We start from the raw sequence: 10574 nt of genomic DNA, 5'->3' as shown, positions 1-10574 counted from the left end.
GGGCATTGTGATGGATGTTCATCCGGGGGCTCCCGGCTCTGGAAGTGGAGTGTCGCAACCCCAGCTTCGTTCAAGCCCGCCCCCGGGTGAACAACCTTCATAGCTTCGACAGCTAGGCTTCTTCCTCGGCCATCGAGCGTACGAGGTCGAGGATGCGGCGGCGCACGGGGGCGCGGTTCAGGCGCGGGAACAGCGAGGCCAGTTCCAGGCCCTCGGGCGTCATCAGGAACTCGTGCACCTGGTGGTCGTTGCGCGCTTCGCCGTCGGCCGGTTCGGACGGATCGGCCAGGCCCTCGAAGAAGTAGGCGACGGGCGCCTGCAGGCTGCGGGCGATCTCGTAGAGCTTGCTGGCGCTGACGCGATTGGCGCCGCGTTCGTACTTCTGCACCTGCTGGAAGGTCAGACCCAGGCTCTCGGCCAGCTTTTCCTGGCTGACGCCCAGGATCTTGCGGCGCATGCGGATGCGGGCGCCGACATGGAGGTCGACGGGGTTAGGCGAGCGCTCGATTTCGGCGGGGGATTCGGGGGCGACGGTCATGCTTAGGCATAGACCCAGGATTACGGCTTTAGTTCAGCCCATATCTTTCGCGACGGCAAACTTCTGACCGCCGATACGTGAGATGCCGATACAGATCGCCACCGAGACGAGCAGCAGGATCGCCAGCGGCCAGTCGCCCAGGCGCGAGGCCGGCGTCTCGCGACCGACGGCGGGCAGGCGAGCGTCGATGACCCCGCGGGCCCCCAGGTCCAGGCGTTGGCCCTCGACCACGCGGCCCTGGGCGTCGACCATGGCCGAGACGCCCGTCGGGGTGGCGCGGATCATCGGCCGGCCAGCCTCGATGGCGCGATAGCTGGCCAGGTTCAGATGTTGCAGGGGGCCTGAGGTGACCCCGAACCAGGCGTCGTTGGAGACGTTGACCAGCGCCCGAACGTCGGCGTCGGGGCGGGCCAGGCCCGGAAACAGGCTTTCGTAGCAGATCAGCGGCTGAACCTTCAGGTTCGGCGCCACGCTCAAGGGCGCGGGGCGCGGGCCGGTGGCGAAGCCGTCGCCCAGGTGGGCCATGCTCTTGAAGCCGATGGCGGTCAGGAAGCCCTCGGCTGGCAGGTACTCGCCGAACGGCACCAGCCGATGCTTGTCGTAGACCCCGACCATGACCAGGTCGCCGGGCTCGCGGCGCAGCGCCACTAGGCTGTTGTAGTAGACCGGCGCCTCGATCGAGCCCTCGTAGCGATAGCCGCCGATCAGCAGCAGCTGGCCCGGCCGCAGCGAGTCCATGATCGCCTGGCGCACCCAGGTCCCAGGGGCCAGGTAGTCGTTGATGGCGGCGGGCAGGGCGCCTTCGGGCCAGACCACGATGTCGGCTGGCTTGCCGTCGGCATAGGGCGCGGCGGTCAGGGCGGCGTAGTCGTTGACGATCGCCTGGAAGCTGGCGGCGTCCCACTTGGCCGATTGCTGGACGTCGGCCTGGACGATGCGGACCTTGGGGGCGGACGCGGCGGTCGGGCTCGGCGCGGTCTTCAGGGCCAGCCAGCCGCCGCCGTAGAGGCCGACGAGCGTCGCGGCCGCGGCGCCGAGCGCGATCCGTCCCGAGCGTCCCTGGCCCCAGACGGCGGGGGCGGCGGCGATGGCCAGGGTCACGAAGGTCAGGCCGTAGGCGCCGAGCAGGGCGGCGGCCTGCGACGGGGCCGAGCCGGCCCGCCAGGTCTCGCCCGGAAGGTTCCAGGGAAAGCCGGTCAGCACGTGGCCACGCACCCACTCCAGCGCCGACAGGGCCGCGGCGAAGGCCAGCACGCGCACCGCGCCGGCCGGACGCAGGCGGCGGTAGAGCACGGCGCCCGCGCCCCAGAACAGGGCCAGGCCGGCGGCCATGGCGGTCACCGCGAACGGGGCCATCCAGCCCTGGTTGGCGGCGTCGACCAGGAAGGCCTCGCCGATCCACCATGTGCCCAGGCCGAAATAGCCCAGCCCCGCCAGCCAGCCGCGCAGGAAGGCCGATCGCAGCGGGCGGGGCCCGTCGATCGCGTCCAGCAGCCACAGCAGCAGCGCGTAGCCCAGCAGGCCTGGCAGGATCCCGAACGGCGGGTGGGCCAGGGCCGTGGCCAGGCCTGCAACCAGCGCCAGAACGCGGTCGCGCCATGGCGAAGCAGCGGTCAGGGCGCGCAGGTTCAAGGGGCGTTCACGGGGGTGAGCGGGGTCTCCGCCTCGACCGGCTCCGGCGCGCGGCGCACCCGCACGCGCAGGACGCGGCGGGAGTCGGCCTCCAGCACTTCCAGCTCGAAGCCGGCGGGGTGGCGCACGACCTGCCCCTGTTCGGGCACCTGGCCGGCCAGGGCGGCGACGAGGCCGCCGACGGTGTCGACCTCCTCCTCGTGCTCGGGCGGGGCCAGCGTCTTGCCGACCGCGGCCTCCAGATCCTCCAGCGGCGTGCGGCCGTCGGTCTCGAAGGCGCCGTCCGGCTGCGCCGTCACGGTGGCGACCTGGGCGTCGTCGTGCTCGTCGTCGATGTCGCCGACCACGCTCTCGATCAGGTCTTCGATGGTCACCAGGCCGTCGACTCCGCCGAACTCGTCGATGAGCATGGCCATGTGCACGCGCTTGGTGCGCATGCGCTGCAACAGGTCGGCGGCCCGCATCGAGGCGGGCACGAGGAACATGTCGCGACGCAGCTGTTCGAGGACGCGGGCTTCCGGCTCGGGACGCAGGTCGCCGTCGGCCAGCAGGCGGAACACGTCCTTGACGTGGACGACGCCGATCGGCTGGTCCAGGGCCTCGCGATAGATCGGCATGCGCGAGTGGCCGGACTCGACGAACTGGGCCACGACCACGGCGAACGGGGTGTCGAGCTCGACCGCCACCACGTCGGGGCGGGGAGTCATCAGGTCGCCGACCTTCAGTGTCTTGAAGGCCTCGGCCTGGTCGACGAGGTCGGGCGCGGCGGCGTCGTCGGAATCGCCCGTACGCGCGCGCTTGACCGGCGCGGCCCGCCGCAGCTCACGGAAGAACGCCCGCAGGCCCCGGCTGAATCTGGCCGGACCGGCGGGCGTGGAACTCTGGTCGTCGTCAGGCATGCCTTTGGGCTTTCACCTCTCGTCGGCGTAGGGATCGGGAACGTCCAGTCCCGCCAGGATCTCGCGTTCGAGCGCTTCCATGGCCTCGGCCTCTTCGTCGCCCTCGTGGTCGTATCCTAAGAGATGCAGCACCCCGTGCGCCACAAGATGTTGCAGATGGTGGGCCAGGGTCTTGCCCTGCTGCGCCGCCTCGCGGGCGCAGACGCCATAGGCCAGGGCGATGTCGCCGATCTGGCCTTCCGGATTGGCCGTCGGGTCTTGCGGCGCCGGGAAGGACAGCACGTTGGTGGCGTAGTCCTTGTGGCGGAAGTCGCGGTTGAGGGCCTGCACGCTGTCGTCGTCGGCCAGCAGGATGACGATGCCCTTGCCCTCGACGTCCTCGTGGGCGTCCAGCACGGCCTGGGCGGCGCGCCAGACCAGGGCTTCTGCTTCCGGTTCGGCCTTGGTCCAGGCCTCGTCTTCGATCTCGATATCGACGGTGATCATCGGGGAGTCGCCACCAGGGCCGCGTCGGCGTCGTAGGCCTTGACGATGCGCTCCACCAGCGGGTGGCGCACGACGTCGGTCGAGGTGAAGCGGGCCACGGCCACGCCCTCGACGCCGTCGAGGATCGACACCGCGTGGGCCAGGCCGGAGTCGCGCGGGTTCAGAAGGTCGATCTGGGTCGGATCGCCGGTGACGACCATGCGCGCGCCTTCGCCCAGGCGGGTCAGCACCATCTTCATCTGCAGGCGCGAGCAGTTCTGGGCCTCGTCGACGATGACGAAGGCATGGGCCAGCGTGCGGCCGCGCATGAAGGCGATCGGGGCGACCTCGATCTCGCCCTTGTCGCGGCGGCGGCGCAGCTGCTCGGCGCCCATGATGTCGGTCAGGGCCTCCCAGACCGGGGCCATGTAGGGATCGACCTTCTCGTTCAGGTCGCCCGGCAGGAAGCCCAGCTTCTCGCCCGCCTCGACGGCGGGGCGGGTGACGATCAGGCGGTCGACCTCGCCGCGCAGCAGCATGCCCGCGCCCTGTGCCACGGCCAGGAAGGTCTTGCCGGTGCCGGCTGGACCCAGGCCGAAGACCAGCGGGTGCCGGGCCATCTGCTCCATGTAGGCGGCCTGGTTCTTGGTCTTGGGCGAGACCGCGCCGCGGCGCACGGCGCGCGGCGAAGCCTGGCCGCCGGCGCTGTGGGCTTCGCCCACGGCCACGCGGATGTCGGCCTCGACCACCTCATGGCCGGCGTCGGCGCGCTCGGCCAGGGCCAGCAGGGCGCGTTTGGCCGCCGAGCGGCCCTTGACGTCGCCGGTGATCTTGACGCCGCCGCCGGGCGTCTCGAGCAGGACCTTGAAGGCGTCCTCGATCAGGGCGGCATGGCGGCCGGACGGACCGGTGACGGCGACGACGGCGTCGTCGGAAAGCGGCAGGAACTCGGGCGTGCGGCTCACGCGGTCTCCAAAGCGGGTTCGTTGGCGAGCACGCCGGCCAGGCTCATCTTGGCGGCGCTCTCGATACGGACGGGAACGATCGTCCCGATCAGGTGCTCCCCGCCCGAAACGTGGACGGCTTGCAGATAGGGGCTGCGGCCGACGATCTGGCCGGGGTGGCGGCCGGCCTTCTCGAACAGCACCGGCAGGGTCTTGCCCGCCTGGCTGGCGTTGAAGGCTCGCTGCTGTTCGTCGAGCAGCTGGTTCAGGCGGTCCAGGCGCTCGGCCTTCACGGCCTCGTCGACCTGGCCGGGCATGGCCGAGGCGGGCGTGCCGGGACGGCGCGAATACTTGAACGAGAAGGCGCTGGCGAAGCCGACCTCGCGCACCAGCTCCAGGGTCTTTTCGAAATCGCCGTCGCGCTCGCCCGGGAAGCCGACGATGAAGTCGCCGCTCATGGCGATATCGGGCCGCGCGGCGCGGATGCGCTCGATCAGCTTCACATAGCTCTCGGCCGTGTGGTCGCGGTTCATGGCCTTGAGGATCTTGTCGCTGCCCGCCTGCACCGGCAGGTGCAGGTACGGCATCAGCTGCGGCAGCTCGCCGTGAGCCTCGATCAGGTCCTCGCCCATGTCGCGCGGGTGGCTGGTGGTGTAGCGGATGCGGTCCAGGCCATCGATCGTGGCCAGCTTGCGCACCAGCTTGGCCAGGGTCGAGCCGTCGCCGTCATAGGCGTTGACGTTCTGGCCCAGCAGGGTGACCTCGCGCACGCCGGCGCCGGCCAGGCGCTTGGCTTCTTCCACGATGTCGTTCACCGGGCGCGACCATTCGCCGCCGCGGGTATAGGGCACCACGCAGAAGGTGCAGAACTTGTCGCAGCCCTCCTGCACGGTCAGGAAGGCGGTGACGCCGGTGACGTGGCGTTCGGCCGGCAGGGCGTCGAACTTCTCGTCGGCGGCGAAGTCGGCGGCCAGGCGTTCACCAGAGGCCCGGTGGGCGCGGGCGATCAGCTCGGGCAGCTGGTGATAGGCCTGCGGGCCGACGACCAGGTCCACCGCCCGCTGGCGGTTCATGATCTCCTGGCCTTCGGCCTGAGCCACGCAGCCGGCCACGGCGATGGTCATCTTGCCGCCGGCCTGGGCCTTGCGGTCCTTCATCTGCTTGATCAGGCCAAGCTCGGAATAGACCTTCTCGGTGGCCTTCTCGCGGATGTGGCAGGTGTTGAGCACCACGAGATCCGCGCCCTCGGGGTCATCGACCACGCCATAGCCCAACGGACGCAGGACGTCGGTCATGCGCTCGCTGTCGTAGACGTTCATCTGACAGCCGTAGGTCTTGATATAGAGGCGCTTTTGCGGGGTCTCGCTCATCCGGCGAGGTTATGGGGTCGAGCGGCCCCGCGCGCAAGGTCGCGAAGGTCACACCCGGGGCTTGGAACCGCAAAAGAAAACGGCGCCGGAGAGGTCCCCGGCGCCGCGTCTCGATCTTCAGAGGATCAGTAGTTCTCGTCGTGGCGCTTGATCGCCGCGCGGATCAGCTCGGCGGTCTCGTCCGGATCGGCCCAGCCGGTGATCTTGGTCGACTTGCCCTTTTCCAGGTCCTTGTAGTGCTGGAAGAAGTGGGCGATCTGCTCGGTCAGGATGGTCGGCAGGTCGCGCCAGCTGTTCACGCCCGTGTAGAAGGGGTGCAGCTTGTCGACCGGCACGGCCAGGATCTTTTCGTCAGACCCGGCCTCGTCGACCATCATCAGGGCGCCGATCGGGCGGCAGCGGATGATCGCGCCGGGCACCACCGGGGTCGGGCCCACGACCATGATGTCGGCCGGGTCGCCGTCGTCGGCCAGGGTGTGCGGGATGAAGCCGTAGTTGGCCGGGTAGAACATCGCCGTGTGCAGGAAGCGGTCGACCATCAGGGCGCCGCTTTCCTTGTCGATCTCGTACTTCACCGGCTCACCGCCCTGCGGGATCTCGATGACGGCGTTCAGGTCGTAGGGCGGGTTCACGCCCACGGCGATCTTGGAGAGGTCCATAGTGACTCTTCGTTGTGGGAAGGTTCCCGCGGGGAGGCGGGCCTCAAGCGGCCGCCTGTATAGGCCACAAGTGTTGCGATGCGAAAGAGGGGGCGTGTCCGGCCCTCGACTTGCGCCCGCAAAAGCATCCGTCGTCTATGGCCGCGCTTGTCGAATGACCGCCAGAACAGCTTCGCGGGCTTGGCTTGCCGCGCTTGGTAAGGTCTCTCGCGCGAGGCGCGAGCCGTGCCCAGCAAGGGGGCTTCCACCCGCTCGCCTATCGCGCTATATAGCTCCTACATCGTCCGTTAGCGCTGATTGGCGCTTTCGAGCGGCGGCCCGAAAGGCTGCCGCTTTTTCTTTGGTCGCTCGCCAGCTGGGCCTTTTGGCTAGGCGGAGCGTCCCACGAAGCTGAGAAGAGAACCGTGCGCGGCAAGACGCGAGAAGACCTGGACCTGATCGAGATGCTCGATCCCGTCGCCGAAGCCACCGGCTACGAGATCGTCCGCCTGCGCCTGATGGGCGGAGCCGAGCAGCGCCGCCTGCAGATCATGGCCGAACGCCCCCTCCTCGAGGACGGGACCGGCGGCGACATGAACGTCGAGGACTGCGCCAAGCTGTCGCGCGCCATCTCCGAGGTGATGGACGCCGCCGACCCGATCGCCGGCGAATACACCCTGGAGGTCTCCAGCCCGGGCGTCGACCGTCCGTTGACCCGCCTGAAGGACTTCGAGACCTATGCCGGTCTCGAGGTGCGCATCGAGCTCGACCGCGTGGCCGAGGGCCGCAAGCGCTTCAAGGGCGAACTCGCCGGCGTCGAGGACGACCAGGTCGGCCTCAACATCGAGGGCGAGGACGACGTCACCGTCTATTTCCCGTTCGCCTGGATCGTCGACGCCAAGCTCGTCCTGAGCGACGAGTTGATGAAGCGGGGCGCGGATGCGCGCGCCGCCAGGATCGACCAGGACGGGGTCGACGCCGAGAACGACAACGATTTGTCCGAAAGTGAAGAGGACTGACCATGGCCATCGGCATCGCCGCCAACCGGCTTGAACTGCTCCAGATCGCCGACGCGGTCGCCCGCGAAAAGGGCATCGAGAAGGAAGTCGTCATCGAGGCCATCGAGGACGCCCTGCAGAAGGCCGCCCGCGCCCGCTACGGCGCCGAGCACGACATCCGCGTCAAGATCGACCCGCGCACGGGCGAGACGACGCAGAAGCGCGTGATCGAGATCGTCGCCGACGACGCCGACCTGGAAGGCGAGATCGGCAAGGTCCACCTGACCTCGGCCAAGCGCACCTGGCGCGACGCCGAGATCGGCAAGGTCTACGAAGAAGCCCTGCCGCCGTTCGAGATCGGCCGCGTGCAGACCCAGATGGCCCGCCAGGTCGTCATGCACAAGGTTCGCGAAGCCGAGCGCGAGCGCCAGTACGAAGAGTACAAGGACCGCTCGGGCGAGATCGTCAACGGCAGCGTCAAGCGCGTCGAATACGGCAACGTCATCGTCGACCTGGGCCGCGGCGAAGGCATCATGCGCCGCGACCAGTCGATCCCGCGCGAGAACTTCAACGTCGGCGACCGCATCCGCGCCTACATCTACGACGTCCGTCGCGAGACCAAGGGCCCGCAGATCATGCTGAGCCGCGCCCACGGCGGCTTCATGGCCAAGCTGTTCGCGCAGGAAGTGCCGGAAGTCTACGACGGCGTCATCGAGATCCGCGCCGTGGCCCGCGACCCGGGTTCGCGCGCCAAGATGGCCGTCATCTCCAACGACAGCTCGATCGACCCGGTCGGCGCCTGCGTCGGCATGCGCGGCTCGCGCGTGCAGGCGGTGGTCGCCGAGCTGCAGGGCGAGAAGATCGACATCATCCAGTGGTCGGAAGACGAAGCCACCTTCATCGTCAACGCCCTGGCCCCGGCCGAAGTCTCCAAGGTCGTCATGGACGAGGAAGACGAGCGCGTCGAAGTGGTGGTGCCCGACGAGCAGCTGTCGCTGGCCATCGGCCGCCGCGGCCAGAACGTCCGCCTGGCTTCGCAGCTGACCGGCTGGCAGATCGACATCATGACCGAGAGCCAGGAGAGCGAGCGCCGTCAGCGCGAGTTCACCGAGCGCACCGCCCTGTTCCAGGAAGCCCTGGACGTCGACGAGGTCATCGCCCAGCTGCTGGTCACCGAAGGCTTCGCCGCGGTGGAAGACGTCGCCTATGTCGACACCCACGAGATCGGTTCGATCGAAGGCTTCGACGACGAGACCGCCGAGGAACTGCAGGCCCGCGCCCGCGAATTCCTCGAGAAGGAAGCCGCCGCCCTGGACGCCAAGCGCGTCGAGCTGGGCGTCCAGGACGAACTGCTGGGCGTCGAGGGCGTGACCCTGGCCATGGCCGTGGCCCTGGGCGAAGGCGACGTGAAGACGATCGAAGACCTGGCCGGTCTCGTGCCCGACGACATGCGCGGCTGGTTCGAGAGCAAGAACGGCGAGCGCGTGCGCGAGCCGGGCATCCTCGAAAGCTTCAACCTGTCGCCCGACGACGCCGAGGCCCTGATCATGCGCGCCCGTATCGCCATGGGCTGGGTCGAGGCTCCGCCGGAACCGGAATACGAAGAGATCGAAATCGAAGAGGTCGAAGAGACCGAAGGCGCTGAAGCCGAAGGCGAGGAAGCCCCCGCCGCCGAAGAAGCCGCCGAAGAGCAGTAAGAGACAGAGCCGGCCCTTCCGATCCTCGGAAGGGCCGCTTCCTTTGAAGACGCATGATCGACCAGACCGCTCCCAAGACCCACGCCGAAGCCAGCCGCGCGCGCAAGGACATCGTCCTGGGCGAGGTTGTCGACGAGGCGCGCCTGGTGCGGTTCGTGGCCGGACCGGACGGCGTCGTCATCCCCGACGTGGCCCGCAAGCTGCCGGGGCGCGGCATGTGGGTGGCGGCCGACCGCGAGTCGATCGCCGCGGCCGCCAAGAAGAACGCCTTCTCGCGCTCGGCCAAGGCCAAGCTCACCGCCCCGGCCGACCTGGCCGACCAGGTGGAACGGCTGCTGGCCAAGCGGGTTCTGGACGGTCTGGGCCTTGCGCGGCGCTCTGGGAGCATTATCTCGGGGTTCGAAAAGGTTCTGGCGGCCCTGGCCTCGGGCAAGACCGCCTGGCTGATCGAAGCCGCCGACGGCGCCGATGATGGCCGCCGAAAGGTCTTTTCAGCCGTCCGCAAAGCGCCGAACACCCCGAGAATCCTCGGTATGTTCACATCCGACGAATTGGGTTTGGCCTTGGGCGGGGAGAATGTGATACACACGGCGCTCCTCGCGGGGCGAGGCACGGATCGCTGGACTTTGGACGTCGAGCGGTTATCAGGCTTCCGTCCTTTCACGCCGCCGGACTGGGTGGTGCGTCAGAACGAGGAGCCCTAGGCTTCGATACGTCCTCGGATGGCTTCATTCGGCGGCGAAAAGAGCCTAGAACCTGAATGTTGGAGCAAGCCGCCTAAGGCGTCGCGCTCTTGAGCGAAGGGCCGGGAAACGCGCTTCCTATTGGAGGTACGTCCGGGCCCCTTTCTCGTATGGATTGATCGGTTTTTGGGCCGGGAACCCGCCCGGCGGAAGTACAAGCGAGCGCATGAGCGACGAGAACGATAACGGTCGGCCTGGTTCCAACCCCGGTGGGCGCGCGCCCATCACCCTGAAGCCCCGCCAGGGCTCGGTGAGCGCCGGCGTTGTGAAGCAGAGCTTCAGCCACGGCAGGACCAAGACGGTGGTTGTCGAGACGAAGCGCACGCGTCCGCATGCGCCGGCTTCCGGCAACCTCGCCGCGCCGTCCCAGGCCGAGCGCCGCCACGACGCGCCGCGTCCGCAAGGCGGTGGCGGCGGAGCCGCGGGCGGTTTGTCGCAGGACGAGATGCGCGCTCGCCAGCGCGCCATCGAGGCCGCTCGCGAAGCCCAGGAGCGCCAGGCCGCCGAGCGTCGCGCCGCTGACGCCCGCGCCGCCGCCGAGGCCGCCGCGGCTCGCGAAGCCGCCGCCAAGGCCGCTGCCGCCAAGGCCGCCGCTGAAGCCGCAGCCGCCAAGCCGGCTCCGGCCGCGCCGACCCCGGCCGCCGCTGCTC

Annotated in this window: 11 protein-coding genes; 4 read left to right on the top strand and 7 right to left on the bottom strand. The window is 69.1% G+C overall.

Annotated elements, in window-relative coordinates:
- Positions 1 to 112: 112 nt before the first annotated feature.
- The 7 genes from DDF62_RS20585 to ppa form a co-directional block, all read right to left on the bottom strand.
- On the bottom strand, positions 113 to 538 hold the full coding sequence (locus DDF62_RS20585) for a helix-turn-helix domain-containing protein (protein WP_116490837.1): 426 nt from the start codon (positions 536 to 538) through the stop codon (positions 113 to 115).
- Positions 539 to 571: 33 nt separating this feature from the next.
- Positions 572 to 2170, bottom strand: coding sequence for an apolipoprotein N-acyltransferase (gene lnt, locus DDF62_RS20580; RefSeq protein WP_116490836.1), 1599 nt, complete (start codon positions 2168 to 2170; stop codon positions 572 to 574).
- Complete coding sequence (locus tag DDF62_RS20575) at positions 2167 to 3069, bottom strand: hemolysin family protein (RefSeq protein WP_116490835.1); 903 nt, start codon at positions 3067 to 3069, stop codon at positions 2167 to 2169. The genes lnt and DDF62_RS20575 overlap by 4 nt, the downstream gene beginning before the upstream one ends.
- A 12-nt stretch (positions 3070 to 3081) precedes the next feature.
- Complete coding sequence (gene ybeY / locus DDF62_RS20570) at positions 3082 to 3540, bottom strand: rRNA maturation RNase YbeY (protein ID WP_116490993.1); 459 nt, start codon at positions 3538 to 3540, stop codon at positions 3082 to 3084.
- Between the two features lie 11 nt (positions 3541 to 3551).
- On the bottom strand, positions 3552 to 4499 hold the full coding sequence (locus DDF62_RS20565) for a PhoH family protein (RefSeq protein WP_101720481.1): 948 nt from the start codon (positions 4497 to 4499) through the stop codon (positions 3552 to 3554).
- Entirely contained in the window at positions 4496 to 5848 is a 1353-nt protein-coding gene (gene miaB / locus DDF62_RS20560; protein ID WP_116490834.1) for a tRNA (N6-isopentenyl adenosine(37)-C2)-methylthiotransferase MiaB, read from the bottom strand. The genes DDF62_RS20565 and miaB overlap by 4 nt, the downstream gene beginning before the upstream one ends.
- A gap of 125 nt (positions 5849 to 5973) precedes the next feature.
- Entirely contained in the window at positions 5974 to 6507 is a 534-nt protein-coding gene (ppa, locus tag DDF62_RS20555; RefSeq protein ID WP_058347149.1) for an inorganic diphosphatase, read from the bottom strand.
- 293 nt (positions 6508 to 6800) lie between these two features.
- Here ppa and rimP point away from each other — a divergent pair, with 293 nt between their 5' ends.
- The 4 genes from rimP to DDF62_RS20535 form a co-directional block, all read left to right on the top strand.
- A complete protein-coding gene (rimP, locus tag DDF62_RS20550; RefSeq protein WP_341871581.1) occupies positions 6801 to 7505 on the top strand; it encodes a ribosome maturation factor RimP in 705 nt (234 codons plus the stop codon).
- 2 nt (positions 7506 to 7507) lie between these two features.
- Complete coding sequence (gene nusA, locus DDF62_RS20545; RefSeq protein ID WP_116490832.1) at positions 7508 to 9181, top strand: transcription termination factor NusA; 1674 nt, start codon at positions 7508 to 7510, stop codon at positions 9179 to 9181.
- Positions 9182 to 9234: 53 nt separating this feature from the next.
- The gene (locus DDF62_RS20540; protein ID WP_116490831.1) at positions 9235 to 9885 is read left to right on the top strand and encodes an RNA-binding protein; all 651 of its coding nucleotides are present in this window, start codon (positions 9235 to 9237) and stop codon (positions 9883 to 9885) included.
- A 205-nt stretch (positions 9886 to 10090) separates the two neighbouring features.
- Positions 10091 to 10574 (top strand): translation initiation factor IF-2 associated domain-containing protein (locus DDF62_RS20535; RefSeq protein ID WP_208866910.1); only part of this gene is annotated, 484 nt, incomplete at its 3' end.

Source organism: Caulobacter radicis (assembly GCF_003094615.1).
Taxonomy (GTDB): Bacteria; Pseudomonadota; Alphaproteobacteria; order Caulobacterales; family Caulobacteraceae; genus Caulobacter; species Caulobacter radicis.
The sequence above is the reverse complement of the archived record's forward strand: the minus strand, read 5'-3'. Positions and strand labels throughout refer to the sequence as shown.